At 66.4% G+C, this 26,357-nt stretch carries 19 protein-coding genes and 1 pseudogene; 15 read left to right on the top strand and 5 right to left on the bottom strand.

Going from position 1 to position 26,357, the window contains the following annotated elements; genetic code table 11:
* Positions 1 to 76 precede the first annotated feature (76 nt).
* The 3 genes and pseudogenes from F7O44_RS03715 to F7O44_RS03705 all read left to right on the top strand — a co-directional run bounded on the left by F7O44_RS03715 (position 77) and on the right by F7O44_RS03705 (position 3,249).
* A complete protein-coding gene (locus tag F7O44_RS03715; protein WP_162448798.1) occupies positions 77 to 955 on the top strand; it encodes an alpha/beta fold hydrolase in 879 nt (292 codons plus the stop codon).
* A gap of 231 nt (positions 956 to 1,186) precedes the next feature.
* Positions 1,187 to 1,831, top strand: a pseudogene (locus F7O44_RS03710) (NAD(P)/FAD-dependent oxidoreductase); the annotation flags it as partial.
* A 77-nt stretch (positions 1,832 to 1,908) separates the two neighbouring features.
* A complete protein-coding gene (locus F7O44_RS03705) occupies positions 1,909 to 3,249 on the top strand; it encodes a DUF7937 domain-containing protein (protein ID WP_162448796.1) in 1,341 nt (446 codons plus the stop codon).
* Between the two features lie 70 nt (positions 3,250 to 3,319).
* On the opposite strand, the gene metH is transcribed toward F7O44_RS03705, so the two are convergent.
* Positions 3,320 to 6,946: a methionine synthase gene (metH, locus tag F7O44_RS03700; protein WP_162448795.1), complete on the bottom strand. Its 3,627-nt coding sequence runs from the start codon at positions 6,944 to 6,946 to the stop codon at positions 3,320 to 3,322.
* Positions 6,947 to 7,561: 615 nt separating this feature from the next.
* Here metH and F7O44_RS03695 point away from each other — a divergent pair.
* The 4 genes from F7O44_RS03695 to F7O44_RS03680 are packed head-to-tail and all read left to right on the top strand — an operon-like array spanning position 7,562 to position 11,931.
* Complete coding sequence (locus F7O44_RS03695) at positions 7,562 to 8,719, top strand: ABC transporter ATP-binding protein (protein WP_162448794.1); 1,158 nt, start codon at positions 7,562 to 7,564, stop codon at positions 8,717 to 8,719.
* Positions 8,716 to 9,621: a carbohydrate ABC transporter permease gene (locus F7O44_RS03690; protein ID WP_162448793.1), complete on the top strand. Its 906-nt coding sequence runs from the start codon at positions 8,716 to 8,718 to the stop codon at positions 9,619 to 9,621. The genes F7O44_RS03695 and F7O44_RS03690 overlap by 4 nt, the downstream gene beginning before the upstream one ends.
* Positions 9,608 to 10,600, top strand: a complete 993-nt coding sequence (locus F7O44_RS31585) for a carbohydrate ABC transporter permease (RefSeq protein ID WP_222851015.1) — start codon at positions 9,608 to 9,610, stop codon at positions 10,598 to 10,600. The genes F7O44_RS03690 and F7O44_RS31585 overlap by 14 nt, the downstream gene beginning before the upstream one ends.
* 11 nt (positions 10,601 to 10,611) lie before the next feature.
* Entirely contained in the window at positions 10,612 to 11,931 is a 1,320-nt protein-coding gene (locus F7O44_RS03680) for an ABC transporter substrate-binding protein (protein ID WP_162448792.1), read from the top strand.
* Positions 11,932 to 12,160: 229 nt separating this feature from the next.
* On the opposite strand, the gene F7O44_RS03675 is transcribed toward F7O44_RS03680, so the two are convergent.
* Complete coding sequence (locus F7O44_RS03675) at positions 12,161 to 14,467, bottom strand: outer membrane protein assembly factor BamB family protein (protein WP_162448791.1); 2,307 nt, start codon at positions 14,465 to 14,467, stop codon at positions 12,161 to 12,163.
* Positions 14,468 to 14,608: 141 nt separating this feature from the next.
* On the bottom strand, positions 14,609 to 15,427 hold the full coding sequence (locus F7O44_RS03670) for a phytanoyl-CoA dioxygenase family protein (RefSeq protein WP_162448790.1): 819 nt from the start codon (positions 15,425 to 15,427) through the stop codon (positions 14,609 to 14,611).
* A 193-nt stretch (positions 15,428 to 15,620) separates the two neighbouring features.
* Between F7O44_RS03670 and F7O44_RS03665 the strand changes: the two genes are divergently transcribed.
* Genes F7O44_RS03665 through F7O44_RS03655 form a run of 3 tightly spaced genes read left to right on the top strand, consistent with a single transcriptional unit; the run spans position 15,621 to position 18,271 of the window.
* Positions 15,621 to 15,818: a CPBP family glutamic-type intramembrane protease gene (locus F7O44_RS03665; protein WP_343073828.1), complete on the top strand. Its 198-nt coding sequence runs from the start codon at positions 15,621 to 15,623 to the stop codon at positions 15,816 to 15,818.
* 53 nt (positions 15,819 to 15,871) lie between these two features.
* Positions 15,872 to 17,260 carry an aldehyde dehydrogenase family protein gene (locus F7O44_RS03660; RefSeq protein ID WP_162448788.1) on the top strand — a complete coding sequence of 463 codons (1,389 nt, stop codon included), beginning with the start codon at positions 15,872 to 15,874 and terminating at the stop codon, positions 17,258 to 17,260.
* 9 nt (positions 17,261 to 17,269) lie between these two features.
* Entirely contained in the window at positions 17,270 to 18,271 is a 1,002-nt protein-coding gene (locus tag F7O44_RS03655; RefSeq protein WP_162448787.1) for a Gfo/Idh/MocA family protein, read from the top strand.
* Here the strand turns inward: F7O44_RS03655 and F7O44_RS03650 are convergent.
* Positions 18,268 to 19,449 carry a Gfo/Idh/MocA family protein gene (locus F7O44_RS03650; RefSeq protein ID WP_162448786.1) on the bottom strand — a complete coding sequence of 394 codons (1,182 nt, stop codon included), beginning with the start codon at positions 19,447 to 19,449 and terminating at the stop codon, positions 18,268 to 18,270. The two genes, F7O44_RS03655 and F7O44_RS03650, sit on opposite strands and share 4 nt — an antisense overlap.
* A gap of 320 nt (positions 19,450 to 19,769) precedes the next feature.
* On the opposite strand from F7O44_RS03650, the gene F7O44_RS03645 reads away from it, so the two are divergent.
* The 3 genes from F7O44_RS03645 to F7O44_RS03635 all read left to right on the top strand — a co-directional run bounded on the left by F7O44_RS03645 (position 19,770) and on the right by F7O44_RS03635 (position 22,294).
* Positions 19,770 to 20,360: a hypothetical protein gene (locus F7O44_RS03645; protein ID WP_162448785.1), complete on the top strand. Its 591-nt coding sequence runs from the start codon at positions 19,770 to 19,772 to the stop codon at positions 20,358 to 20,360.
* 232 nt (positions 20,361 to 20,592) lie between these two features.
* On the top strand, positions 20,593 to 21,348 hold the full coding sequence (locus F7O44_RS03640) for a DUF998 domain-containing protein (RefSeq protein WP_162448784.1): 756 nt from the start codon (positions 20,593 to 20,595) through the stop codon (positions 21,346 to 21,348).
* Between the two features lie 43 nt (positions 21,349 to 21,391).
* A complete protein-coding gene (locus F7O44_RS03635; RefSeq protein ID WP_162448783.1) occupies positions 21,392 to 22,294 on the top strand; it encodes an SMP-30/gluconolactonase/LRE family protein in 903 nt (300 codons plus the stop codon).
* Between the two features lie 122 nt (positions 22,295 to 22,416).
* Here the strand turns inward: F7O44_RS03635 and F7O44_RS03630 are convergent, their stop codons facing one another.
* Complete coding sequence (locus F7O44_RS03630) at positions 22,417 to 23,844, bottom strand: HNH endonuclease signature motif containing protein (protein ID WP_162448782.1); 1,428 nt, start codon at positions 23,842 to 23,844, stop codon at positions 22,417 to 22,419.
* A gap of 111 nt (positions 23,845 to 23,955) precedes the next feature.
* Between F7O44_RS03630 and solA the strand changes: the two genes are divergently transcribed.
* Entirely contained in the window at positions 23,956 to 25,116 is a 1,161-nt protein-coding gene (gene solA, locus F7O44_RS03625) for an N-methyl-L-tryptophan oxidase (protein ID WP_162448781.1), read from the top strand.
* 7 nt (positions 25,117 to 25,123) lie between these two features.
* Positions 25,124 to 26,350, top strand: coding sequence for a pyridoxal-phosphate dependent enzyme (locus F7O44_RS03620; RefSeq protein ID WP_222851014.1), 1,227 nt, complete (start codon positions 25,124 to 25,126; stop codon positions 26,348 to 26,350).
* Positions 26,351 to 26,357: the final 7 nt, after the last annotated feature.

Here is a 26,357-nt window from a genome sequence, read left to right as displayed (position 1 = left end):
ACGCTCATTCGATGCTCATCCGGTGCGGCCAGCATGGAAGCAGTCCGCCATCCGACTACCAAGAAATGAGCCGACCATGTCTCCTGTTATCGCCGGATTCACCTATCAGCGTGTTCCCGTGGCCGACGACGTCTCCCTCAACGTGGCGGTCGGAGGCTCGGGCCCGCCGATCGTGCTGCTTCACGGCTTCCCGCAGACCCACCTGATGTGGCGGCATGTCGCCGCGGACCTGGCGGCCGACCACACCGTCATCTGCCCCGATCTGCGAGGTTATGGCGCCAGCGACAAACCCGCAGAGTCTGAAAGCGGCACGTATGCCAAACGCACCATGGCCGCCGACGTCGTCGCGCTGGCCGGCGCATTGGGGCACGAGAAGTTCGCGCTGGCCGGGCATGACCGCGGCGCGCTGGTCGCTTTCCGGGCCGGGCTCGACCATCCCGAGACGATCACTCATCTGGCCTGTCTGGACGTGCTGCCGACTCTGGACATGTGGGACGTGTTGCACGGCACCAACGGCGCGGTCGGCTTCCACCTCTACCTGATGGCCCAGCCGCCCGGGCTGGCCGAGCAGATGATCGGGGCCAGCGCCGACGCCTTCTTCGGGCACTTCCTCGATGTCTGGACCAACGATCCCGAGGCGATCCCCGCTGAGATCCGGGCCGCCTATCTTGACGCCTCTCGCGACGCCGTGACCTCGATCGTGGCGGACTACCGCGCCTCTGCCGGTGTCGACGTCGAGCACGACGAGGCCGACCGTGCGGCCGGGAACCGCCTCGCGATGCCGGTGGGGGTCCTCCAGCAGGACTGGGGTGCGGCGCTGGGATTCGACGCGGCGGCGCTGTGGGGGGCGTGGGCGCCTGACCTGCACCATGCCACCGTCACCAGCGGTCACTTCATGGCCGAAGAAGCCCCCGCCGATGTCGTCAAGGCGCTGCGGGACCTCCTGGCCCGTTGATCTTCCGGTGGTAGCGCCTGATGAGGCGACGCGCGGCGAGGTCCGGGCGCTGGTGATCACTCGCTCGCCGTTTCCCTCGGATTCCCGGAAATGGCAACAGGAGTTGCCGCCATGGCGGCGGCGCGCGCACCATCTTCAGCGGACGTGAGCGCCATGAACGAGGCGATGAACAAGATGATCGGTCAACCGGGCGGGCCGGGAAATGGCGAGGCCGCGCGTATGGGATACGACGTCGTGGTGGCTACCGGCCTGCGCGACGAGCTACCCGACATTCCCGGACTGCGGGAGCGGTGGGCACGTGACGTGCTGCACTGCCCCTACTGCCACGGGTACGAGGTCAAGGACGAACCCCTCGGCGTGCTCGGTACCCACCCGGCTGCCGTGCACCATGCGCTGCTGCTCCGGCAGTGGTCGGAGAACGTCGTATTCATGCCGCACACGCTCGACCTGAGCGACGACGACCGGGAGCGGATCACCGCACGCGGTGTTCAGATCGTCGACGGAGAGATCAGTCGCTTGGTGACCGAGGACGACCAGCTGTGTGGGGTGGAACTAGCCGGCGGGCAGGTGGTGCCTCGCTCTGCCGTGTTCGTGTTCCCTCGGATGGTGCCCAACGACGGCCTCCTCACCGGTGTCGGCTGCGACAGGGACGACCGTGGGTGGGTGACCATCGACGCCACCGGGCGAACGAGCGTTCCCGGCGTGTGGGCCGTCGGCAACGTCGTCGACCCCCGAGCGCAGGTGATCACCGCGGCCGGAAACGGATCCGCCGCGGCGATCGCGCTCAACCATGATCTGCTGGAGGAAGAAGTCCGGCAGGCCGTCGAGCAATATCGCTCGGCCGACCCGCTCGCTGACGCGCCGGCATACCGATAGCGATCTTGGGTACTGATCAGTGCGTGTGGCCACAGGTGCAGGAGGCGGTTGAGCGCAGCACATAGGAGGCGCAACGGATGATTCCCGTCGGTGACTACCTACGTGATGCGTTGGCCGTGCTCTTCCTGCTGATTCCGCTGGGAATGGCTGACGACCTCGCGCATCATGGCGTGGGTTACGACATCCTCATCCCGGTCACGATGCTCTCGATCATCTCCCTGGCACTGCCGTACCTCAAGGCGGCTTCGGTGTTGCCCCGATCGACGAGGCCACGCCAGCTACAGGTGCTCCGGTTGCTGGCGAACACACCGTATCTGGCCTTCGTCGTGATCATGCTGGTATTCGGCTACGTCGGCGCCGATGCGACCGGGGAAGCCGGCGGCGGCCGCGGGGTCGGCGTGGCCGTGACCATCGGACTGGTCGGGGTGCTCCTTGCGGCGCAGGGTCGTGCTTGGGAACAGCGCGACGGGCTGAACGACGGCCGCTTGTGGCGCGGCATCGTCGTCGGCATCGCCGCTCTGGGTGTGTTGCTGGGAACGCTGAGCATAGTGGTGTTCTTGATCGAGTCCGGGGGAGACGTCGGTTGGAGCACGGTCGTGGTGCTCATCCTGGCGACCGCCTTTTTCGCCGGAGTGCCGTTGATCGCGGTGCACGGCTTGGCTCAGGGCGACGGTGTCTGGCGTGATGTGACGTTGGTGCTTGGCCTGGTGGGTCTGCTCAGCGTGCTCTGGGCGCAAGGCGCGGCAGAAACCATGGCCGAGGTCTGGTCTCCGCGGGAAGCCGGCCCGCAGTTCATGTTCTGGCCGGCGATCGGCGCAGCGGCGGCCGCTGCCGGGATCGCGGCCGTGGCTCCGCCCCCGTCAGGCGCCGCTCGCTGGATCAACCTGTCCGGCCGGCTCTTCCAGACCGCGACACTGGTGGCGGTGCTGTCGATCTTGCTCGCCGGGTTCCGGCTGGTCGACCATGTGGATGCTCGTGGTCAGTACATCACCGTGCTGGTGTTGTCGCTGGTCGCGCTGGTCGTCGCCACGTACGGCCGGAACTCTTTGGTGCGCGACGCCCGGGAGGGGCAGGCACGGGCGATGGGAGCGGCCGTCGCACTGATCGGCGTCGCGTTCCTCACGATGGCTGTGCTGGGCATCTCGCGGGCGGCCGTCATCACCGTCGACACCGCGACGATCATCTGCACCTGGTTCGTCTTCGCCGTCGTCGTCATTGTGGCGCTGACGGTACCGAATTCGGTCAATCAAGAACTCGACTCATACGCCGGGGAGCAGGGTGAGGTCCGCGAGGACGACGACGAGTCCGAGGAGCACGGCGAATCGCCGCTGTCCGAACCGGTAGCCGAGCATGCGGAACTGCACGCCGAAGACGAGTCGATCTGGTCCGCCCACACGGAGGGACAGCCAGAAACGTGATCACCGAGCAGGACGCCAGCTTCCCTGCTCGGTGATCATCAACTGATCCGGATGGTGATCTGAGGCCGGATCACTTGGGTTCGTAGGCGAGGTTGGGCCGCAGCCACCGCTCCACTTCGCCGACGTCCATGCCGCGGCGCTTCGCGTAATCCTCGATCTGGTCCCGCTCGATGCGTCCGACGGTGAAGTACCGCGCCGAGGGATGGGCGAAGATCAGCCCGCTGACGCTGGCCGCCGGGTTCATCGCGAACGACTCAGTGAGCTCGAGGCCGAGCCGGTCAGCGCCGAGCAGATCGAAAAGGTCCTGTTTCGGGCTGTGGTCCGGGCAGGCCGGGTACCCAAGGGCCGGGCGGATGCCGCGGAAGCGCTCGGCGTGCAGGTCCTCCAGGGCGGGTTCGGCGTCGGGTTCGAACCAATCGCGGCGCGCCCGCAGGTGGATGTACTCGGCGAACGCCTCGGCCAGCCGGTCGGCCAGCGCCTTCACCATGATCGCCCGGTAGTCGTCCTTGGCTTCCTCATACTTCTTGGCGAGGTCCTCGGCTCCGTGAATCACCACGGCGAAGCCGCCGAGATGGTCACCGTCCGGGGCGATGTAGTCGGCGAGGCTCCGGTTGGGCCGCCCCATCGGCTTCTCCGTCTGCTGTCGCAGCATCGGGAACTGCACGCCGGCGTCACCGAGGATGATCGAGTCACCATCGCTGTGCGCGGGCCAGAAGCCGTAGGCTCCCTGTGCGCGGAACGAGTTCTCGGCGATGATCTGATCCAGCAACGTGTTGGCGTCGTCGAACAGTTCGCGGGCCACCGGCTGGTCGAGAATCGCCGGGTACTTGCCCTTCAGCTCCCAGGCGAGGAAGAGGAACTGCCAGTCGATCAGCTCCCTGAGCGTGGCGATGTCGGGCTGCATCATCCGTACACCGGTGAACTCCGGCACCGGCAGTTCGCCGAAGTCGACCTTCTCGCGGTTGGCGCGAGCTTTGTCGAACGGAAGGACAGGAACCCGCTGCTTGGACGCGTGCTGTTCGCGCAGCCGCTCCTGATCCGCGCGGTTGGCGGTGTCTAGCTCCCGCGCCCGCCCCTCGTCGAGCAGGTCCGCGACCACCCCGACGACGCGCGACGCGTCGAGCACGTGGACCGTGGTCTGGTCGTAGGCGGGGGCGATCCGCACAGCCGTGTGCTGACGTGACGTCGTGGCGCCGCCGACCAGCAACGGCAGGTTCATCCCGCGGCGCTGCATCTCCTCGGCTACGGTGACCATCTCATCCAGCGACGGCGTGATCAGGCCCGACAGGCCGACGGCGTCGGCGCCCTCGGAGATCGCGGTGTCGAGGATGTCCGCGGCCGGCACCATGACCCCGAGATCGATGACCTCGTAGCTGTTGCACCCGAGGACAACACCGACGATGTTCTTGCCGATATCGTGCACGTCACCCTTGACGGTCGCCAGCACCACCTTGCCGTGACCGCGGTCGGCACCCTCGACGCCGTCGAGGATCGCCTGCGCCTTCTCCGCCTCCATGTACGGCTCCAGGTAGGCGACGGCGCGTTTCATCACCCGGGCGCTCTTCACCACCTGGGGGAGGAACATCTTGCCCGCGCCGAAGAGATCACCGACGACCTTCATGCCGTCCATCAGCGGGCCCTCGATCACCTCGAGCGGCCGCGACGCACGTTGCCGGGCTTCTTCGGTGTCGTCTTCGACGTAGTCGACGATGCCGTGCACCAGCGCGTGCGTCAGGCGTTCTTCGACCGGCGCTTCTCGCCAGGACAGGTCGACGGTGCGTTCGGTGGCGGAGCCGCTCACCGTCTCGGCGAACGAGACGAGCCGGTCGGTGGCGTCCTCGCGCCGGTCGAACAGCACGTCTTCGACGAGTTCGAGCAGGTCGGCCGGGATGTTCTGGTAGACCGTGAGCTGCCCTGCGTTGACGATGCCCATGTCGAGGCCGGCCGGCAGCGCGTGGTACAGGAACGCCGAATGCATGGCCTCGCGGACGACGTCGTTGCCCCGGAAGGCGAACGACAGGTTGGAGATACCGCCGCTGGTGCGTGCGCCCGGACAGCGCTTCTTGATCAAGGGCAGGGCGTCGATGAATGCTTTGGCGTAGCCGTTGTGCTCAGCGATACCGGTGGCCACGGCGAGCACGTTGGGGTCGAACACGATGTCTTCCGGTGCGAAGCCGACCTTCTGCGTCAGCAGGTCGTAGGCCCGCGCACAGATGGACACCTTGCGTTCGGTGGTCTCAGCCTGGCCTTGCTCGTCGAAGGCCATCACTACGACGCCACAGCCGTGGTCGCGAATGTGCCTGGCCTGCTCGAGGAACTGTTCCTCGCCTTCCTTCAGGCTGATGGAGTTGACGATGCCCTTACCCTGCACACACGTCAGCCCGGCTTTCAGCACGCTCCACCGGGAGCTGTCGATCATGATCGGGATCCGCGCCACCTCGGGCTCGGTGGCGATCAGGTTCAGGAAGGTGGTCATCGCCCGCTCGCTGTCGAGCAGGTCGGCGTCCATGTTGACGTCGAGCAGGTTGGCCCCACCGCGGACCTGTTCGAGGGCGACGTCGACGGCGGCCTGGTAGTCGTCGGCCTCGATCAGCTTGCGGAAGCGCGCCGACCCGGTGACGTTGGTGCGCTCACCGATCATGACGAATCCAGTGTCAGGACCGATCTCGAACGGCTCCAGGCCACTGAAGCGAGTGGCCGGCTGCGGGTTCGGCAACGTGCGTGCCGGAACGTCGGACACGGCAGCGGCGATCTGCTCGATGTGGGCCGGGCCGGTGCCGCAGCAGCCGCCGACAATGTTGACCAGCCCTGTCTCGGCGAAATCGCGGAGTAGGGCGGCGGTCTCCGCCGGTGTCTGGTCGTAGCCACCGAAGGCGTTGGGAAGCCCGGCGTTCGGATGCGACGACACGTAGCTGTTGGAGATCCTGGACAGCTCGGCGACGTGCGGGCGCATTTCTTCCGCGCCGAGCGAGCAGTTCACGCCGACGACGAGCGGCTCGGCGCCCTCGATCGAGCGCCAGAACGCCTCGACGGTCTGACCGGAGAGCGTGCGCCCACTCAGGTCGACGATGGTGACCGAGATCCACAGCGGCAGGTGTGGGGCGACCTCGCGGGCGGCCATGACGGCGGCCTTGGCGTTGAGCGTGTCGAAGATGGTCTCGATCAGGAGCAGGTCGACACCGCCCTCGTCGAGTCCCTTGATCTGCTCGGCGTAGGCGGTCTTGACCTGTTCGAAGTTCACTGCCCGGTAGGCGGGGTCCTCGACTCGGGGCGACAGCGACAGTGTGACGTTGAGCGGGCCGAGCGAGCCGGCGACGAACCGTCCGTCGAACTCGTCGGCAACCTGGCGCGCGAGCTGTGCGCCGCGCACGTTCATCTCGTGTACGTGCGACTCGAGGCCGTAGTCGGCCTGGCCGATGCTCGTGGCCGTGAACGTGTTGGTGGTGGTGATGTCGGCCCCGGCGGCGAGATACTGGCGGTGCACGTCCAGGACGACGTCCGGCTTGGTCAGGTTGAGCAGGTCCGGGTCGCCGGTGACGTCGTGTGTGTGATTGGTGAAGTGCTCGCCCTGATAGTCGGCGGTGGTGAGCTTGGCTCCCTGCAACATGGTTCCCCATGCGCCGTCGAGCACGAGGATGCGCTGATCCAGGAGCTCCCGGAGGCGATTCTCGCTATCCGAAGCTGCGGGCGTATCCATATGTGACTAGCCACCTTCCGTTGGAAGGCGCCCTTGACGGCAGAGTCCAAGGAGTCGAGCGTGGCGGGCCCGTGAGCCCGTTGCAGCGCCTCTCGACCTGAATCGACCATAACGACCGTTCGGTGTCGATCTCAAACTCGGACCACCTGATGGGCACCACCCCCGGTGATCATGAGCACGTTTTGGCGCTACAAAGACGACATTTCGGACCGAAAACTGGCGGATCGCGACCACAACGTACTGACGATCACCGGGGAAGGGGCGGATCGTCGTCGGGTGGAAAGGCGCGTGCTGCCGCGACGGTGAGTCGGCAGCAGGAAATACGGCTCGTGGCGGGCAGGTAAGCGCTGCGCGCTATGCGCCTACTCGGTCGGACCGATCGCCGATGGGTTGGGGAGGTCGCGCGTCGCGCACGAGTCCGTGAATTTTCAGACCGACGGTCTACCTAAGACGGCATTCTGTCGTTAGGATCTCCCTCAACAGGCAGGCTTCAAATGACCACTGGTATGTAACCGGCGGAAGTGTCAGGTGATCCGGCCCTCGGCGTAGTCGCCGCGACTCAGCACCACTGTCTAGCCGCAAGGCCCGGAACAGGAGTTGATGAGGAGGTGAGGGATGACCCAGCGCCAAGCCGTCGGCGTCCGCTATCGGGGCGTCTCCAAGTGGTTCGGCGATGTGCCCGCCGTGAAGGACGTCGACCTCGACGTGCCGGATGGCGAGTTTCTCGTGCTGGTCGGACCGTCCGGATGCGGCAAGTCGACGTTGCTACGGATGACCGCGGGTCTCGAAGACATCAGTGCGGGCACCCTCGAGATCGGTGGGGAGATCGTCAATGACGTCGACGCGGCTGAACGCGACGTCGCCATGGTCTTCCAGAGCTACGCGCTGTACCCGCACCGAACGGTCCGGGGCAATCTGGCCTACGCCCTGCGGCTGCGGCGCATGCCGAAGCATGAGATCGCCGAGCGGGTCGAGGCGGTGGCCGAGATGCTCGACATCCAGAAGCTCCTGGACCGGCGTCCCGGGCAGCTCTCAGGCGGTCAGGCGCAGCGGGTAGCGCTCGGACGGGCGATCATCCGCCAGCCCAACGTCTTCCTCATGGACGAGCCGCTGTCCAATCTCGACGCCAAGCTGCGGGTGCAGATGCGCGCCGAGCTCATCCGGCTGCACCGGGAGGTGGGCACCACCACCATCTTCGTCACCCACGACCAGGTCGAGGCGATGACCATGGGACATCGGGTGGCGGTGCTGAACGACGGCGTTCTGCAGCAGGTGGGGCCACCCCGGGAGGTGTACGAGCGCCCGGTCAATCTGTTCGTGGCCGGATTCCTCGGCGCGCCGCCGATGAACCTGGTCGAGGCCGAGCTCAGCTCCGACGGCAATGGCCTGGTCGCCCGCGCGGACAATATCTACGCACCCGTGCCGACGGGGGTGGCGCGGGCCGTGGAGTCGATGGCGGCCGGCCGGAGCATCGGTCTCGGCATCCGGCCGGAAGAGCTGGAGGTCGCCTCGGCTGACATGGCGGCCCACGACGCGAGCAATGTTGTGGTGCGCGGCCTCGTCGATGTGGTGGAACTCCTGGGCGGGGAGTCGTACCTGCACCTCACCAGCGGTACCCAGCAGGTCATCGCGAAGGTGCCCGCTTCGATGTCCTTCGACGCGGGCAGCAGCGTCACTCTGCGCGCGCCCGGCAATTCGGCACATTTCTTCGATCTCGATACCGGGTTACGGCTGGACGTTTCGGCGGAGCGTTCGACGCTGGGGGCGCTATGACCCCGGAAGCTCCGGCGCGTCCGGCGCGTTCACGGTGGCGACGGCGACAGAACGTCGTCGCCTTCCTGCTGCTCGCGATCCCGCTGACCGGTGTGCTCGTCTTCCGGTTACTCCCCGGCGTGGCGTCGTTCGGGCTGGCTTTCACCGAGTGGCCGCTGTTCGGCACCCCGGAGTTCATCGGACTGGCCAATTTCCAGGAGTTGATGCGTGACGACGTCTTCTGGCAGGCGCTGCGTAACACCGTCTACTACGTGGTCGTCTCCGTGCCGGGCATCGTGTTCATCTCGCTCGGGCTGGCGCTGATCCTCAATCGGGGCATCCGCGGCATCAAGATCTTCCGCACCATCTACTTCCTGCCGGTCGTGTCGTCCATGGTGGCCGTGGGCATCATGTGGCGCTGGCTGTACAACGCCCAGTACGGCCTGATCAACACCGGGCTCGGCTTCCTGGGCATCGAGCCGATCAACTGGTTGGGATCGTCGACGTGGGCCATGCCCGCGCTGATCATCGTGACGGTCTGGCGGGAGATGGGCTTCTACATGATCATCTTCTTGGCAGCCCTGCAAGGGGTGCCCCGGCCGCTGATGGAGGCAGCCCGCCTCGACGGCGCGGGCCCATGGCAGCGGTTCTGGGGAGTGACGTTCCCGGCGATCTCGCCGGTCACGTTCTTCGTCAGCATCCTGGCGATGATCAACACATTCCAGGCTTTCGAGTACATGTTCGTCATGACCGACGGAGGCCCGCGCAACGCCACCCTCACCCTCGTCTACTACCTGTTCCAGGAAGGTTTCCAGCGCTTCAGCATGGGCTACGCGTCGGCGATCGCGTTCGTCTTGTTTGCGATCATCCTGCTGATCACCATCGTCCAGTGGCGGATTGGAGAACGTCGTGTCGTCTACTGATACCGCCGTGCGGGACGAAGACCGGCCGGACCGGACCAACCTGGTGCAGCCTCTACGGGGCACGGCCGCCGGCCGCCCGGCTGTGGCGGCGAAGGGCGCCGAGCGTGTCGCCGGGATGACACCGCCGCCACCGGTGCATGTCTCGGTGGTGCAGCGGCATACCCGCTGGCTGGGACGGCCCCTGTACTATGCGACGCTCATCGCCGGCGCGGCGGTGATGATCATCCCGTTCCTCTGGATGGTGTCGACGTCGTTCAAGCGGGAGAGCGACGTCTTCACTTATCCGCCCGAGTGGATACCGGATCCGATCCGCCCGGAGAACTATCCGGATGCGTTGACGGCGGCACCTTTCGGGCGTTACCTGGCGAACTCGCTGTTCGTGTCGGTGACGGACACGGTGCTCTCGTTGCTGATCTGCGCCATGGCAGGCTACGCCTTCGCCCGGCTGCGGTTCCGGTTCCGGAACACGATCTTCATCGTGGTGCTGGCCACGATGATGGTGCCCTTCCACGTCGAGTTGATCCCGACGTTCGTGCTGATGCGCTGGCTGGGCTGGGTGGATACGTACCAGGCGATCATCGTGCCGTCGATCTTCTGGGTGTTCGGCATTTTCCTCTTACGGCAGTTCTTCATGACGGTGCCGAAGGCGTTGGAGGACGCCATGCGGATGGACGGCGCCGGACACCTGCGCATCCTGTTCGGGTTGATGATCCCACTGTCGCTGCCTGCCTTGGCGGCGCTCGGCATCTTCAAGTTCATGTTCACCTGGAACTCGCTGATCGCTCCGCTGATCTTCCTGCAGACACGAGAGAACTACACCGTGACGCTGGGCCTGGCCATGTTCCAGGGTCAGTTCGAGACCCGCTGGGCGCTGTTGATGGCGGCCACCGTGGTCACCCTGCTGCCGATCATCGCGGTGTTCCTGATCGCCCAGCGCTACTTCATCGAAGGAATGGCGCTGTCCGGACTGAAACGTTAAGGAGGAACGACATGAGCGCACGCACTTGTGCTGATGGCACGACGCGCCGCCGCACCTCGTCCGTCTGGCCGTGCGCGGCTGCCCTCGCCGCGTCGGCGGCGCTGGTGGTCGCCGCATGTGGCAATGGTGACGACGCGGCGGCCGGCGGTGATACGGACGAACCCGTCACTCTGGTGTTCTCGAGCTGGTTCACCGATGCCGAACTGGCGGTGGCCGATGAGCTGATCGCCGAGTTCGAGGACGAGAACCCGCACATCACTGTCGATCACCAGATCACGCCGTGGGCCGACTACGCCACCACGTTGCAAACACGCGTCGGTGGCGGCCAGTCTCCGGACGTGATGTTCCTCAGCCAGCTCTTCTACCAGGGCTTCGCCGACATCGGCGCGATCGCCCCGATCGACGAGCCGGCGCAGGACGACGCGGACTTCAACATCGCCGACTTCAATGAGGAACTGCTGGCCAGCGGCTACTACGAGGACCAGCTGTACTGGATTCCCTACGGCATCGACATGCAGGTCCTCTTCTACAACACCGACAAGTTCGACGAGGCCGGGCTCGACTATCCGGATGAGTCGTGGACCTGGGATGATCTCCGGCAGGCCGCTGCGGAGTTGACGGTGGAAGACAACGGCCGCACGTCGCAGTACGGCTTGATCGCGCAGAACGATTTCGCTTCCGGCTGGAACTGGATCTGGCAGAACGGCGGACAGGTCCTGAACGCCGAACTGACCGGTGGCGAGATGTCGAGCCCCGCCACGGTCGAGGCGCTGAGCTTCTTCGAAGAGATGATCACCGAGGACGGGTCGGTGCCGAGCCCGGACGTCATCGAGGACCTCGGGTACACGCAAGCCTTTGCCGGTGGCAATGCCGCGATGGGGATCTACGGCGCCTACTTCATCCCCACCCTTGAGGCCGATGCCGACTTCGAGTGGGGAACCACGGTGCTGCCGTCCGGGCCGGCGAACCGCAACTCATTCGCCTCCGGCGCGGGCTGGACGATCTCCACCCAGACCGACCACCCGGATGAGGCTTGGGCGCTCGTGTCGCACATGGCCAGTGAAGACGGCTTGCGTAAGTTCATGGAGCTGGGCTCGATCACGCCGCCGCGCACGTCGTTGTACGAGAGCCCGGACTTCCTGGAGCGCGAGGCCGCGCACGCCTTCGCCGAGCAGGCCGAGCACCTGACTCCGTTGCCGATCTCGCCCCAATGGAACGAGTACTACGACCTCATCACCGATCAGCTCGAGGGTGTCTATCGCGGCGATCTCACGCTTGAGGAAGCGACCCGAACCATCGACGACGGACTGGCCTCCATCCTCGGCGGCTGAGCTCCGCCCCACCCTTCCACTCCTCCCACCCACCCCTTCCCGGTGATCGACAGTGGGTTGTGGCTGTGATCCCGCAACCAGAACCCACTGTCGATCACCAAATCACAGCCACAACCCACTGTCGATCACCGGGAAATGGGGTGAGGTGGTGAGCGGGTAGGTCAGAGGCGGTCAGGCGAGGTCAGGCGAGGTCAGGCGGGTCAGGCGAGGTCAGGCGGGTCAGGCGAGGTCAGGGGAGGGTGACGCCGTGCAGGACGCCGTCCTGGTCGCCGACGACGAGCACGTCTCCGGCCACGGCGGGAGCGCTGTAGCAGTTGGCCGTGGCGGTGAGCTGGAGCCGTTCGGTGATGTCGCCGGTGTGCACGTCCACGCCGGTGAGCTGGCCGGTGGTGCCGTGGACCCACGCGACGCCGTTGTGCAGGGCCGCGCCGGTGTTGAGCGCCCGGACCCCGATGTTGGTGGTCCAGCGGACGTCGCCGGTGGCGGGGTCGATGCTGGACACGGTACGAGCCCAGTCGTCGATGAGCAGGAGCTCGGAGTCACTCAGGCGCTTCTTCGGCGCGAAGACGTACGAGCCGGGGATGCGCCACAGCTCCTCGCCGGTCTCGACGTCCAGGGCGAAGCCGTTCTGCACCGTCGAGACGAGCACCGAGCTTTCGGTGAGGAGTTCCACGTTGTCGTACCACGGCCCGTAAATGAGCCGGCGGTAAGACTCCTGCTGGGTGTTGGTCAGGAAGGACCACACCACGGCACCGCTGGAGGCGTCGAACGCGTAGGCGCGTCCGTCGCCGCCCCCGGTGTAGATCCGGTTGCCGTCGGCGGCGGCCCGTCCGACGAACATGCCGAGGTCGTTCGCCGACCACCGACCGGTGCCGGTCTCGGCGTCGATCACGTGCACGCTCTCTCCGGCAGGACAGACGACCACCGGTGTGCCGTCGATCTCGGATAGGAGCGGGCTGCCGAGCACCGGTTCGCCGGCGTCGTAGGTGAAGCGGGTCTCGCCGGTCGCGGCGTCGAGTGCGTGGATGTGGTGATCGACCGACGGGACGAACACGGTGGCACCATCTTCGGTGAAGACTGGCCTGCCCTTGACCCCGCCGATCTCCCGGGTCCAGCGTTCGTCCAGCCCGGAGCCGGTGACCCGGCCACCGACGACGACACCGGCGCTCGTCGTCGCGACCAGCAGGTCGGCATGGGCGGCGAGCCCGGCCTGGACCGGCGCGCCCAGCTCGACGTGCCATACGACCCGGTCCGCACCCGGTACGGCGAAGTTGTGTGTCTCCTCGTGCCAGACATCGTCGCCGTGCACCTTGACGCTCATCCGGTGTGCGCCCGGTGCCAGCGCGGAGGTGTCGAGGGTGCCGGTGAACCGGCGGCCGCGGTCGTCGGGCGTGAGCGCCTGCCAGTCGCCTGGGTTCTTCATCGCATACGTGTGTTGCGGGTACAGCTGCGCCTCGACCAGCGAGCCGGCGGCACGCGAGCGAAGCCGTACGGATACGGTCAATGATCCGCGGGTGGGTTCGAGATCGACGGTCAGCGGCCGTTGATGCTGCGCGATCCGCTCGCCGCCGAGCGGGATCGTGCCGACCTCACGCACGATGACCTCGTCGTCGTCGGGATCGACGGCACCGCGGTTCGGATCGTGGCCGGCGGGATCGGGAGCGCGGTCGGTGGCGTGGTCAGGGTAGCGCCGCAGCGTGCGGGCGGCCGGATGGTCGGCGCGGCGGACCTCCGAGACCTTCAACGCCGGCCCGTCGGGCCCGGTGATTCGCTCCAGCCAGTAGTAGAGAGGAGCGTTCAGAGTGCCGTTCACCGCCAGCTGGGTGACGCCGTTGAACTGGTGGATCTGCTCGTTGTGGATATGCCCGGCGAACCAGGCGCGCACGTTGTAGGACTGCAGGATCTCCAGGATGCGCTGCTGGTCACTGACGTAGTAGTTGTCGAAACCGATGGGGAAGTGGCACATCATCACGATCGGTTGATCATCCGGCGCCTGCTCCAGCTCGTGGAGGAGCCATTCCATGCCGTGTTCGCCGAAGCCGCCGCCTTCCTGCAGCAGATGACTTGGATCGAGTGCGATGAACCGGATGCCCGCGGCGTCGAACGAGTAGCGGCTCTGGCCGAGGAGTTCCCGGTAGCGTTCGCGAGCCGTCGGGTCCCAGCGCCAGTCGTGGTTGCCGGGTACATGATGGACTCGTTCGAAGAGATCGTCGGGAATGGTGCTGAGGTACGCGTCGTACTCGTCGACCGAGCCGTAATCCATGATGTCGCCCACGTGGCACACCGCCGAGGCATCTCTGGCGAGAATGTGTTCGTAGACCCACCGAGTCCATCCGGTGCGTTCCGGCACCGTCACTCCTACGTGGGTGTCGCCCAGCAAGGCGAATCCTTCTGGTCTCGGCTGGGCCGACGCCGCGTTGCCCAGGGGTGTCGCGCCCAGCGCGGTGGCTCCGACGGACCCCGCGGCCAGGGAGAGTAGGTGACGACGGCCTAACGTGTGCGGCTGAGCTGTGACCTGGTGCTCGACACCACTCATGGCGCTCCTTTCGTCGTGCTTTTCGAAGGCGGGCTAGGTGACTGGAAATGGGCGCGCGTCGTTCGCGGACGAAGGTGGTGGTCAGATGAACAGCCGGCGGGTTTCGGCTGGGAAGTGGGCCTGTCCAGGCCGGACGAAGTGTCAGGCCTGGGGGTAGAGCACCGGATTCAGCGGCGTGTCCGGGACCTCGCCGACGACGGCGCCGGGCATCAGCTTGTCGAGATCGTTCTGCTGCTCGGGCCGGGCCAGCGGTGCGACCCGAATGTCGGCGTCCATGTAGATGACGGTCATCACCCGGCGAGGCTCGGTGCCGACGTTGCGGCCGGCCCGGTGGAAGGTCCAGCCGAGGTGGAAGCTGACGTCGCCGAGATCGTATGGGTGCTCGTCCACGGGGAACTGCTCGCGTGCCAGCGCGTCCTGGAGTTCGCGTTCGGATTCATCGCTGATCTTCATGTCGCGGCCGAACTCGAAGTGGTGGCTTCCGGCGGCGAACGAGAGTGGCCCCATGTCGAGTGGCGTGTCTTGGAGCGGGATCCAGACGGTGCAGGTGCGGTCGCTGGACAGTGGCCAGTAGTACTGGTCGGCGTGCCACGGCGTGATGCCGCCGGATGGTTCTTTGTACAGCGCCTGGTCCGCATAAAGCCGGACGCCGTCCACCTGGAGGAGCTCGGCGGCAATCCGGGCCAGGCGGGGGGAGAAGACGAGATCGTGAGCGGCTTGGCTGTGCCGCCACAGATTGCCGACTTGCAGGAACGCCTTCTGGGTGGTGCTGCGTTCTTCCATGGGCTTGTGGACGGTGTTGAGTTCGAGCACCTTGGCGGTGATCTCTGGCTCCCGTTCACGCAGGGCGTCGGGGTCGAGCACCTCACTCAACCGGATGAAGCCGTCGCGGTCGAACCGCTGAACGTCGTGGTCTGTTAGCAGGTACGGGGTCTCGAGTGCGGCGGGCGCAGCAGTCATGGTGGCCGGTCTCCTCCGAACCATCGGTCTGCTCAAGAGGTCCCGCGAGCGGGTCTCCGGGACCCCCAGATCGGTCATTTTCCGGGAGTCTAGCGGCTATGGCGAAGATTTAACAGACCACTGGTATTAAAAACTGCGGTCGCCAAAAGGTGCCCAGGCAGGTCCTCTGCGGAAGTGATGGGATCACTCGACGCTGCTGTTCGGGCTTATGCACGGTCTGCGACTCGACGGCGGAGTAACCGTCGACGTCGACCTCACCGCGATCCTCGCCTCGGTTCTGGCCGGAGTGTTGCTCGTCTGGGTGCGCGTCCGCGGAGGGAGTCTGCAGCCGGCCGTTGTGCTGCACAACGGGATCAACTCCAGCACGCTTGCCGTCGGCGCCATGGGGTGAGTAAGGCGGACGGGGAGAGATGGCAAGGTAGGGCAGATGAATGGGTGGAGCGGATGATCTCCGACCACGGTGTGCCGGGCGACACGGTGGCCCGGCTGCGCGCCTTTTACGACGACGGCGGTACCCGCGCGCTGGCCTGGCGTCGCCAACAGCTGGCTGCGTTGGCGCGGATGCTCACTGAGGAGTCCGTGGTGCTGGAGCAGGCGCTACGCGACGACCTGGGTAAGTCGGCAACCGAATCGCGGCTGACCGAGATACGGATGGCGGTCGCGGAAGCCAATTACCTGAATCGGCACCTTCGCGCCATGCTGAGACCACGGCGTCATCGGCTTCCGCTGCGGCTGTGGCCGGCCCGCGGCTGGACAGTTCGGGAGCCGCTGGGTGTTGTTCTGGTGGTGTCGCCGTGGAACTACCCCGTTCAGCTTGCTCTTGTTCCGCTGGCGGGGGCGATCGCCAGCGGAAACACGGTAGTGCTCAAACCCAGCGAACAGGCCCCGGCCACGAGCGCGGCGCTGGCGAACCTGCTGCCGCGGTACCTCGATCCGGCCGCCGTCGCGGTGGTCGAGGGCGGACCGGACGAAGCGGCGGAACTCTTGGAGCAGCGTTTCGACTACATCTTCTTCACCGGAAGCGCGAGGGTCGCCCGGATCGTCGCGGAGGCTGCCGCCAGGCACTTGACCCCCCTGACGCTGGAGCTCGGCGGAAAGTCACCGGTATGGGTGGATGGCACGGTGGACCTTCAGACAGCTGCCGACCGGATCGCGTGGGGCAAGTTCCTCAACGCCGGGCAGAGCTGCGTCGCTCCCGACTACGTGCTCACCACCGACGCGGACGCTGATGCCCTAGTTCCCGCACTGCGCCGGTCGATCCGCCAGTTTTACGGCGACGACCCGGCCTCCAGCCCGGACTACGCCCGGATGCTCAGTGCGCAGAACCTCGATCGGCTGACCGCCATGCTCGAGGTGGCTTCGGTAGTGATCGGAGGCGAGTCGGACCGGGCGAGGCGCTACCTTGCCCCCACCGTGTTGGACCACGTGAGCACCGACGACCCCATCATGCGGGAAGAGATCTTCGGCCCCATCCTGCCGATCCTGCGAGTGCCCGACGTCGAGGCCGCGATCGAGATCATCCGCTCGGGGGAGAAGCCACTGGCGGCCTACGTTTTCACCACCAACCGAATGGTGCGCCGCGCATTCGCCCAGCGCGTCTCCTGCGGCGCGCTCGGCGTGAACGTGCCGGTCGCGCACCTCAGCGCGCCTGAACTGCCATTCGGCGGCGTCGGCGGCAGCGGCATCGGCCAGTACCACGGGGAGCATTCGATCCGCACCTTCAGCCACGAACGTGCGGTGCTCTCGAAACCCATGACGCCGGACACGCTGCGTATGGTCTATCCGCCACACGGCCGGCTGGCCGATGCCGTAGCGCGCTGGCTGATGCGATAGACAGGTGCGATGAAATTCGCAGTTGTCGGGCTGGATCACGATCACGTATACGGCATGGTGCGGGGCCTGCGTTCCTCGGGTGCGCAGTGCGCCGGCGCATACGCCGCGGACCCCGCGCAAGTCGCGGCGTTCACACAGGCCTTTCCCGACGTCCCGATCGTGGACGACGCGCGCCGGTTCTACGACGCCCCTGACATCGATGTGATCGTCACCGTGAGCGTGTCCGCCGACCGGGCCGGTGTCGCCATCGATGCCATGTACGCGGGCAAGGACGTGCTCGCGGCCAAACCGGCGGCGACGACGCACGAGCAGATCGCCGACCTGCGCAAGACCGTGGCCGAAACCGGCCGGATCTGGGCGGTGTACTTCGGGGAGCGGTTCGGTAGCCGGGCCACGTCAGAGGCCCATGAGTTGATCACCGGTGGCGTTATCGGAACCGTCGTGCAAACTATCGGCCTCGGACCACATCGGCTCCGGCGCGGCACGCGGCCCTCGTGGTTCTTCCAGCGCGAGCGTTACGGCGGCATCCTCACTGACATCGCATCGCACCAGATCGACCAGTTCCTTTTCCTGACCGGATCGACCACGGCGCAGATCGTGTCCGCGTCGGTCGGGAACTACGGCAATCCCGACGACCCCGAGCTGCAGGACTTCGGCGAAGTACTGATGAGCGGCCCGCACGCGCGAGGATACGTCCGTGTCGACTGGTTCACACCGGACGGGCTCTCCGATTGGGGCGACGGGCGCATCACCGTTCTGGGCACGGACGGCTACATCGAGCTACGGAAGAACGTCGATATCGCCGGGCGAGCTGGGGGTGACCACCTGTTCCTCGTCGACGGCGCTGGTGAGCACTACGTCAACTGCTCGAATCGGCCGCTGACGTTCTTCGACGACTTCATGGCCGACGTTCGCGATCGCACCGAGACGGCGAATCCGCAGCAGATGTACTTCACCGCGATGGAACTGTCGATCACCGCCCAGCTCACAGCGGAGCAGGCAAGCGCCTAGTGCCGCGGCACAGTGGTGGGCTGAGCCAGCCGGATCGCCTCCGGGGGTTGCGCCCACGGCACGCCGATCTCGGAGAACAGCTTGGCCTCGCTGCCGGACTCGGCGATGACATCGTTGATGCCGCGCAGGACAACTCTGCGGTCCTGGCCGTCGTCGTCGGCGTGCACCTCTAGCGCGTCCGCGGGAACCGGATGTGGGGGTGCGGAGGTGACCATGCTTTCGACGAACGACGTGAACGCCGCCGTTCGCGTTAGTGGAACGAGCAACGGGGAGCCTTCGCGGAGATGCGCCAGCAGATTGTCGAGCGGTTCGCCTCGGTCCGCCGGGAGCTCGACCGGCGCGCCGTCAACGCTGAGTGTGGTGGCTGTGGCGCCGAGTTCGGCCACCGCACCGGTTCCGTGCACGGTGACGACCGGATCGGCGAACTCTTCGGCACACAATGTCAGAGCGATGTGAATGCGCTGGCCACCGCTGAGGTCCAGCCGGGCGCTGATCGTGTCGTCAGTGGCGATGTCGCGGCAGCGGTAGCTCTCCACCTCCATCCGAACGGGCACCGCGCCGGGATCGGCAGCCTCGGCAATCGCGAGGGCATTCATTACCGCATGGGCGAACGGGTTGGTGGCCGCGCCGTCGGCCACGACCACGCCGTCGAGTGTGCGGTGCCCGGCCCATCGCGATCGGCGGTAGTAGCTGTCGCGACGGATCCATGCGCCGGTGACGGCGATGTCGCGGATCTCGCCCAGCCGGCCTTCGGCCGTGAGCTGGAGTAGCCGCTGCATCGGTGCGCCCACCAGGTTCTGAAAGCCGATCTGGCACACCCGGTGCCGGCTTCGGCACACGTCGAGCAGAGCCGTGTGTTCCGCGGACGACACGACGGGCGGCTTCTCCATGAGAACATCGCTGCCCGCCTCGAGTGCGCTGCGGGCCATCTCGAAGTGCTGATGCGGGGGAGTCGCGACGATGACCACGTCCGCGGGGCACTCACGCAACATGGCTCGGAAGTCGGTGTAGAACGGCACTTGTGGTGGCAGATCCGCGGCCGCGTCAGGCGCGATGTCGCAACCGGAGACCATCCGGACGTGTTCGGCACGTGCCGGGCTGGTCAGCAGCTCCATGTACTTCTGGCCGAAGCCGCGTACACCGATCAACGCCACCGTGGTTGCTTCAGCTGCATCCATATGTGCTCTGCCGTCCTTGTGCTGTCTGCCAGATCGCCGGATTCGAATCGTCCGGTCCCCAGCATGGTAAGCGTTATCCGGCGATGGCCACGCCGTGCACCGAGGGTGTCTTCGACGAGGTGCTGCTGCCCAACGTCGGCCGGGCCACTCCGCCGGCTGATTTCGAACACGTGTGTTGACCTGGTCAACGCTAGAGAGCGTGAAGCGCGCACGGCTAAACTGCGTGTTAGCGAGGAATGAAACGATCGTGCAGCGGTCCGTGGCGCTATGCCTCTGTCGCGATCGCGGACGGACAGGAGTGCGGCGTAATGAGCCCGCAGGTGTCTGGTGTACCGATCGCGCATGGTGGGGCGTTCATCTCGTGGCGCTATCCGGTCATGTACCTGATCCGGTTCGCCGCCGTCACGTTCGTGGTGCTGTCCGGAATCGTCGCGGCTGCCCTCCAGATGGAGCTGTCCTCGGACTGGGCGGACGTCAGCTTGCGGGAGAGCCTGATCTTGGTCGGCGTACTCGTGGTGCCGCTCAGTGTCGTCGTCTTTCTTCCGATGTTCATCGGCCAGCTCGCGTGGCGCTGGGAGCTGTGGCCCGACCGGCTGGTGGAAGGACGCTTGGGCATGCCGCGGCCGTTCCGCCGCCGGCGGGCCTTGCTCTTGGGCGACGTCACCCGGGTCGAGGTGGTCGTCTGGCACGGGTTGCGGCGAAGTGATGAGAACACCGTCGCGCTGAGGAGGGCTCCTGCGCGCAGCGGCCCGGATGGCTACTACCTGATGGGCCGGTTCTACGACTGGATGCGGCATGGAGTCGCGGTCTACAGCGATCACTCGAAGCGCGTCATGGTGATCGGGCTGCCCACCGAACCGGATGCCGACCTCCTGGCTCGTCAGGTCGAAGAGCTGGTGTCCAAGCAGTAAGCCGCACGCCCGGCATCTCCCTGCGGCGGGTACGCCGGCGTTCAACTCACGGCGAAGGCCGCAGACCCGTGTCGGCGAGCCACGGCTGTTCCCATGCCCCACCGTGATGCGGATGTGTAATCTTGCCGTTATTGGTTTGTGATTTTTGCGTCCTGGGTATGCCCTCAGGATCGCGCCCACATCCGGCCTCGGCGCGGATGCGGCACGGCCCAAGGGAAGGTGAGCACTGACTATGGCGGTGTTGTCGGAGTGGTCCCGTCGGCAGGCAGTGTCATCGTGGCTGGCGGTGCCGTCCATCGCCGGGGCGCTTGTCTTCACGGCTGGATGGCTGATCGCAGGCCGAGTGCAAGATCAGTACGATCCCCGGAGCGACTACATCAGTTCGCTGGCTGCCGTCGGGGCGGCGAACCCCGAGATCATGATCGCCGCATTGGTCCTGTTCGGAATCGGGGTCATGTCGCTGGGTGCCGGGCTAGTCCATTCGTTTCCCGATCCGCTCGGGCGCATCGCCTCGTTCGGGGTTTTGCTGAGTGGGCTCGGTGTGCTGGTGGCGGGCTCGATGCGCCACGATTGTGGTCTCCAGTTGCCGGACTGCTCGGCCAGAGTCAGCTTGGGGGAGATCTCCGGGTATCACGCGGTGCACGACGTCGCCAGTGCCGCGACCTTCATGTTCGCCGGTGCGTCTCAGCTTCTGTTGTCGCGGGCCATGCGCCGGCGGGACGGTTGGCGTTACCTGCGGCTGCCGTCGGTGGCCAGCGGGATGCTCACGTTGCTGCTGTTCGTGCTGATGATCTCCGGGGAGTTCGCCGAATGGGTGGGCGCGCTGCAGCGAACCATCGTGGTCGTGGGGTGTATCTGGGTCTGCATGCTCGCCATCCACCTGATCCGGCTCGGGATGAAAGAGCGTGGACGCAAACGTCTACGTGATGGGCCGAGTGCTCACGAGGCAGGTTCGCCCGCTGGTTTATCGCGTCAAGATCACCGATGATGAGGCATACATATCGGGCAGGACGTAACAGCCGGAGCATCGAATGACCGACAGATTCAAGGCTCACTTCGAGAGCCTGGATGACCGTTTCGCTTCCTACGGAGGAGATGAATACGTCGAGATCCTTCATTCCGGTAGCCGGAAGACCGAAGGGCCCGTGTATTTCCCAGCGGGCCGTTACCTCGTGTGGAGCGACATTCCGAATGATCGGCTGTTGCGCTGGGATGAGACGACGGGAAGCATCGGGGTTTTCCGGGAGCCGTCGGGAAACGCCAACGGCAATACCATCGATCGGCAGGGCCGGCTGCTGACGTGTGAGCAGGGTGCCCGCCGGGTGACGCGTACCGAACACGACGGCTCGGTCACCGTACTGGCGGACCGATACGACGGAAAGCGGCTGAACAGCCCGAACGACATCGTGGTCCGGTCCGACGGGTCGATCTGGTTCACCGATCCCCGATATGGCATCACCGGGTACTACGAAGGCATCGAGGCCGAGAGCGAGATCGGCGCCGATCATGTCTACCGGATCGATCCGGCTACCGGTCAGATCGAGATCGTCGCTGACGACTTCGTCCGTCCCAACGGCCTTGCCTTCTCCGCCGATGAGAGCCGGCTGTACATCGTCGACACCCGTAGGCGGCACATGCGGGTGTTCGAGGTGAGCGACGACGGCGAGCTATCCGGCGGCGATGTGTTCGCCGAGTCCTGGTTCGACGGCATCCGGCTGGACCATCTCGGGCGTATCTGGGCGGCGGCGCTGGACGGCCTGCACTGCTACGACCCGGACGGCACCCTCGTCGGAAAGTTGCGACTGCCGGAAGCGGCCTCGAATCTCACCTTCGGTGGGGCCAAGCGCAACAACCTGTTCATCACCAACTCCGCCGGGGATCTCTACTCGATCCGCGTCACGTTTGCTGGCGCGCGGCCGGGCGTAGCCAGGTGATCCCACCGCCGTTGAGGGCCGGTTGAGCGCCGCGTCGAACGCCGCGGCGACGAACCTGAGATCGGACGGCGCCCAGACGCGCATTGGGAGACTGTTCCGGACCGTACGGCAGGCACGGGCGCTCAGGCAGCGTCGGATTCATCGTCGGCGTGGGTGCCGGATTCGTGGGTACCCTCCCCGTCGGCGCATGCGTGACCGGCGGCATCGCCGGCTCCGGGACTAGGGGCACGTCGGGGCTCGGGTGCGCGTCTGCTGGCAGCGGCGGTGGTTGCAGCTCCCGGTCCGGCTCGCGGCGATCCTTCGGATGTGTCGCTGACGTCGACGAGTCGATGGACCACTCTGCTGGTCGAGACGGGCGGATCCTCGTCGCGTCGGCAGCCGTCCGGGTCGATGAACACGAACCGTCCGGGTGCGACACACAGGATGCTCCAGCCGCCCTCGTGGACGGCCGTGTGGTGTTTTCGGCAAAGACTGATCAGGTTGGCCAGATCGGTACAGCCACCGTGTGCCCAGTGCAATAGGTGGTGCGCGTCGGTCCACTCGATCGGGCGATCGCACCCGGGGAAACGGCAGCCGCCGTCGCGCAGCCGCAGCGCTTTGCGCTGCGCCGGGGTGAGTGTGCGCTGGGCGCGCCCGACGTCCAAGGGCTGGGAGCTGGGGTCAACGATGATCCGCGTGACCTTCGCATCACATGCGAGCCGTCGGACAGTCTCGCCGCGGAGGATGCTGCCGTCAGGGAGCTCTCCGAACCCGCCTGCGCTGGCTTCGAGTGTGTCGAGGTCGGTGACCACCGTGACGTGGGTGGGTTCGCCGCCCTGCGTGGGCAGGAGGCCGGAGTTGAGCTGGCGGCGGCACAGCTCTACCAGCGCATCGGCGCGGCGTTGAGCCGGCGTGCGCTCGTCATTCGGCCCAGACGGCTTGGCCAGCGCGTCGATCGCGGTGGCAACGACGGAACCGGCCTCGTCGTCACCCGGGAGCATGCCGTTGATCGCCACGGCGCCGTCGAAGGTGGACGCGATGTCCAGCCAACGGCCCTGGTCCCGCCGCCGCGCTCGGCGCACGGCGTCCTTGTTGTCCACCGCGGCGCCAAGCCCGCGTAATGCCGCGCGCAGCCGGGTCGGGTCGTCGGTTTTCGCCGCGGCCACCAGAGTGTCTTGGCAGCCGGCAATCACGTCAGTGCCGAGCAGAGCGGCAGCATCGGCGATGGCAGCGGCATGCGGCAGCCGGATGTCACCAGCGATCAGGGCGGCTTCGATGACCGGCAGGTCTACCAGTCTCTTGGCGACGTTCAGCACCCGGCTGGTTTCGGCCGGCGCCACGTGTAGCTCATGTTTCACCCAGGACCGGGTGGACAGCACCGAACGCTGCTCGGAGAGTCTGCGGGTGTCGAAGGTACGCAACCGGCGAAGGTAAGCAGCCTCGGCTACGTCAGCTAGCCGGCGCAGTGCCACCAGCTCAGTCACGATGTCGTCATCGGACAGGCTGTCAGTGTCAACCGCGGCGAGCTGTTTCGCCGCGTTGACAATCTCCACAACCGTGTCCGAACTCATGTGTCAAACAATAGTCATAGCCACTGACAATGTCGTGTCGATGTTCTGCCGAGCGGTGGTGGATGGCGAGCCACTGCGTCGGCGGCGGCGCAGGGATGAGAGGTTGATGGCGTGAGCTTTGACGCGGATGTGGCGGTAATCGGAGTCGGGTCGATCGGCAGTATGGCGTTGTGGCGGCTGGCCGGTCGCGGGTTGGCGGTGCATGGGTTCGACCAGTACGGCGTGCCGCACGACCGAAGCGCCATGGGTGGTGAGACCCGTATGTTCCGGAGCACCAGCCCCAGAGAACCGGTGTACGTGTCGTTCGCCGCCGCGTCGTTGACGTTCTGGCAACAGCTCGAGGCCGAGACGGGCCGGGAGTTGCTGACCCTCAATGGCGAGCTGGTGCTGGGAGCTGAGAACGCACCGCACATCGTCAACGTACTGAATTCCGTGCGCGCATTCGATCTGGAACACGAGCTGCTCGACGAGCGGGACGTCGCGCGGCGGTACCCGCAACAGCGGATGCGGCCGGGCGACGTCGGCGTCCTCGACCCCAACGCGGGTTTCCTGCGCCCGGAGCTCGCGGTGCTGACGGCCGCGCGGCGGGCGGCCGAGCTGGGCGCCGTCGTACACACCCACACACCGGTCACACACGTGGAGCCCGACGCCGACGGCGTCACCGTGACCACCGCGCAGCGCAGTTACCGCTACCAGCACGTCGTGCTGGCCGGCGGGCCATGGGTGCAGCGGCTGGCGCCGCAGCTGGCCGGCAAGATCCAGGTCCGCCGCCCGATCCAGGTGTGGTACGCAGCCGACGATCCCGCGGCCTTCGCTCCTGAGCGGTTCCCGATCACGCTGCGCCCCGAGGACGACGGTTTCTATGCGTTCCCCAGTGTTGACGGCGCCTTGGTCAAGGCCGGGCCCACGGGTCCGTTCAAACAGATCGTCCCCGATCCGGATCAGCTGGACCGCACGGTGGGCCTCGACGAAGTGCGGGGCCTGAACGAGATCATCCGGCAGTACCTGCCCGGCCTGCACCCGGATCCGATCCGGGTCTCGGCGTACATGGACGGCTATACCGCGGACAATCGCCCGATTGCCGGCTGGGCGGAGAACACCGACCGGGTGGTGATCCTCGGCGGGTTCTCCGGGCTGGGATTCAAGTACGCCACCGCGTTCGGCGAAGTGGGAGCCGAGCTCGTCACCGACGGGAAATCCACGTTCGACCTGGAGCCCTTTGCCCCTGACCGGGAGCTGATGGCGTGGCCGGATCAGAAGCGAGAAGGGTGACGACGACGTGTCTGGAACCGCACCGGTATTACGATGCCCTCGCTGCCTCGATGAGGGAACCGGAACGGCGGGGTGTCAGCGCTGCCGCGCCGAGGGGGTGACGGTCAACCTCGAGCTGCCGCTGACCGATCTCCGGGGGCACGACCTCGCGTCGTTCCCGGGTGGTCCGTGGGGGTGGGAAGGCGCCGTACCGGTCCCGCCCGGAACCGGGGTCGTCACGCTGGGGGAGGGGAACACACCCGCGGTGTGGCTCGCACCTCGCCCCGGCCGGCCCGAGGTGTGGCTGAAGAACGAGGCCGCGAACCCCACGATGTCGCACAAAGACCGCTACATGGCGGCGGCGGTGACGACGGCGCGCGCTCAGGGCGCCGATACCGTGATCGCCGCCTCGAGCGGAAACGCCGGGGCTTCCGCCGCGGCGTACGCGGCACGTGCCGGGTTGCGCTGCGTGGTGGTGACCAAGGGATCCCTGCCGGCCGCCATCCACGCGCAGATCGTGGCGGCGGGAGCGGTCGTCGCCGGCTTCCCGGACGTCGTGGCGCGCAACGGTACCATGCAACAGGCTGTGGAGCAGCTCGGATGGTTCCCGCTGACGAACTACGCCGAGCCCGGTCCCGGTGGGCACCCGTATGCGATCGAGGGACTCAAGAGCATCGCCTACGAGCTGGCCCGCGATTTCGGCGATGAGCTGCACACCGTCGTCATTCCGACGTCACGGGCTGACGTTCTCAGCGGTGTGCACCGCGGCTTCAAGGAGCTGGTCAATGCGGGATTGATCAGCGCGAGTCCGCGGCTGGTCGCCGCCGAACCGAGTCGGGCCGCGGCTTTCAGCACTGCTTTGCAGAAGAGCGATCGCTCCGAGCAGGAACGCACCCGGGTGCACTACGGCCCTTCGGCGGCGTTCTCCGTGGGCAGCGACGTGGCCAACTGGCAGGGATTGCAGGCCCTCTGGGACACCGACGGCGAGGCGATCCCGATCGATCCGGACGAGTTCATGGACGAGTACCGGGCCTGTGCGGCGGCCGACGGGATCTTCATGGAAGCCTCGTCCGCCGTTGCAGTGGCCGCCACCAGGCACTTGACCACCAGCCCGGGCAGCGGCGTCGTCGTGGCGCTCGGCACGTCGTGCGGGCTCAAGGACCTTGACCTTGCCTTAAGCGACGCACCAGAGCTGCCCGTGCTGGACAACGGACTCGATGATCTTGTCCCGCTCGTCGACCAGGCTTCGCGCTAACAGGCGG

This window comes from Phytoactinopolyspora mesophila, assembly GCF_010122465.1.
In the GTDB taxonomy this organism is placed as follows: Bacteria; Actinomycetota; Actinomycetes; order Jiangellales; family Jiangellaceae; genus Phytoactinopolyspora; species Phytoactinopolyspora mesophila.
The sequence above is the reverse complement of the archived record's forward strand: the minus strand, read 5'-3'. Positions and strand labels throughout refer to the sequence as shown.

Bases quoted from the DNA above. Each gene is read 5' to 3' on its own strand.
- F7O44_RS03715 (WP_162448798.1), top strand. From the start codon at position 77: ATGTCTCCTGTTATCGCCGGATTCACCTATCAGCGTGTTCCCGTGGCC.
- F7O44_RS03705 (WP_162448796.1), top strand. From the start codon at position 1,909: ATGATTCCCGTCGGTGACTACCTACGTGATGCGTTGGCCGTGCTCTTC.
- metH (WP_162448795.1), bottom strand. From the start codon at position 6,946: ATGGATACGCCCGCAGCTTCGGATAGCGAGAATCGCCTCCGGGAGCTC.
- F7O44_RS03695 (WP_162448794.1), top strand. From the start codon at position 7,562: ATGACCCAGCGCCAAGCCGTCGGCGTCCGCTATCGGGGCGTCTCCAAG.
- F7O44_RS03690 (WP_162448793.1), top strand. From the start codon at position 8,716: ATGACCCCGGAAGCTCCGGCGCGTCCGGCGCGTTCACGGTGGCGACGG.
- F7O44_RS03680 (WP_162448792.1), top strand. From the start codon at position 10,612: ATGAGCGCACGCACTTGTGCTGATGGCACGACGCGCCGCCGCACCTCG.
- F7O44_RS03675 (WP_162448791.1), bottom strand. From the start codon at position 14,467: ATGAGTGGTGTCGAGCACCAGGTCACAGCTCAGCCGCACACGTTAGGC.
- F7O44_RS03670 (WP_162448790.1), bottom strand. From the start codon at position 15,427: ATGACTGCTGCGCCCGCCGCACTCGAGACCCCGTACCTGCTAACAGAC.
- F7O44_RS03660 (WP_162448788.1), top strand. From the start codon at position 15,872: ATGATCTCCGACCACGGTGTGCCGGGCGACACGGTGGCCCGGCTGCGC.
- F7O44_RS03655 (WP_162448787.1), top strand. From the start codon at position 17,270: ATGAAATTCGCAGTTGTCGGGCTGGATCACGATCACGTATACGGCATG.
- F7O44_RS03650 (WP_162448786.1), bottom strand. From the start codon at position 19,449: ATGGATGCAGCTGAAGCAACCACGGTGGCGTTGATCGGTGTACGCGGC.
- F7O44_RS03640 (WP_162448784.1), top strand. From the start codon at position 20,593: ATGGCGGTGTTGTCGGAGTGGTCCCGTCGGCAGGCAGTGTCATCGTGG.
- F7O44_RS03635 (WP_162448783.1), top strand. From the start codon at position 21,392: ATGACCGACAGATTCAAGGCTCACTTCGAGAGCCTGGATGACCGTTTC.
- F7O44_RS03630 (WP_162448782.1), bottom strand. From the start codon at position 23,844: ATGAGTTCGGACACGGTTGTGGAGATTGTCAACGCGGCGAAACAGCTC.